This is a genomic window from Thermus sp., from assembly GCF_056332225.1.
In genome coordinates this window covers 1-879 of record NZ_JBWGQW010000150.1, presented here as the reverse complement: position 1 = coordinate 879, position 879 = coordinate 1, and the positions used below count along the sequence as shown (strand labels likewise).

At 64.8% G+C, this 879-nt stretch carries 2 protein-coding genes; one reads left to right on the top strand and one right to left on the bottom strand.

Annotated elements, in window-relative coordinates:
• The first annotated feature begins 277 nt into the window (after window positions 1–277).
• A complete protein-coding gene (locus AC01Y6_RS10605) occupies window positions 278–583 on the top strand; it encodes a DUF433 domain-containing protein (RefSeq protein ID WP_428715903.1) in 306 nt (101 codons plus the stop codon).
• A gap of 5 nt (window positions 584–588) precedes the next feature.
• On the opposite strand, the gene AC01Y6_RS10600 is transcribed toward AC01Y6_RS10605, so the two are convergent.
• Window positions 589–813 carry a type II toxin-antitoxin system Phd/YefM family antitoxin gene (locus AC01Y6_RS10600; RefSeq protein ID WP_476671490.1) on the bottom strand — a complete coding sequence of 75 codons (225 nt, stop codon included), beginning with the start codon at window positions 811–813 and terminating at the stop codon, window positions 589–591.
• Between the last annotated feature and the right edge of the window lie 66 nt (window positions 814–879).

The window sequence follows — 879 nt, the reverse complement described above, 5'->3', positions numbered from 1 at the left end:
GTGCAAGTGCTCTGCGTGTAAACGCAGGCGGCAAAGGCCGGTTTTCAAGGTTCCAGACGGCATGGACCGGTTAGGCTCTCCACGCCTGGCTCGCCTCCTCCCCAACATCAGGGCCGCCACCCGCATCATGGCGTCTTTGTAGAGACATCCTCTCTCGCCGCAGAAATGACTCGCGTAGTGGAGGATTTCGCGCTTCTCGCAGGGCTACACCCTGAAGACGCGCCACGGGCGGCAGGGCTTATTGGCGTAGGCTGCCCCCGAGTATACTGAGAGGCGCATGGTCCTGACTGAGCGGATCCCCCTGGTGGCGGACGAGGCCGGAGGCCTCCGGGTAGAGGGCACCCGGGTCTACCTAGAAGACCTCCTGGACGCCTACGAGGGGGGCCTCTCCCCCGAGGAGATGGTCTTGGCCTACCCCAGTCTGAACCTCGCGGACGTGTACGCCGTCCTGGCTTGGGCCCTTCGCCACCCGGGGGAGGTGAACGCCTACCGGGAGAAGGTAAAGAGGGAAGCCCAGGAGGCGGAGGAGCGGGCTAGGGCCCACCTTCCTAAGGCCCTTCTAGCCCGGCTGGGTAGGGCGTGAGGCTCCTACTGGACGAGAACGTGGAGAAGGCCCTCCTCAAGGTGTTTCCCTGACGGGAAAGCAACCACCGGGGCCAACAGCCTGGCCTCCCTGGGCTCCTCCTCCCGGTAGGGGCGCACCTCCAGGACAGGGCGGCCCCGGTGGGTGAAGAGGAGCGGCTCCCCGGTGGCCTCCACCCGGCGGAGGAGCTCGAGAGCGTGGGCCTTGAAGTAGGTCTTGGAGACCTTCACGACACGACTATTTTGCCTGGTCATGAGGTGCCGCAACAAGAAACCCCAGAAGGATGAGGTCTCCTT

Bases quoted from the DNA above. Each gene is read 5' to 3' on its own strand.
- AC01Y6_RS10605 (WP_428715903.1), top strand. From the start codon at position 278: ATGGTCCTGACTGAGCGGATCCCCCTGGTGGCGGACGAGGCCGGAGGC.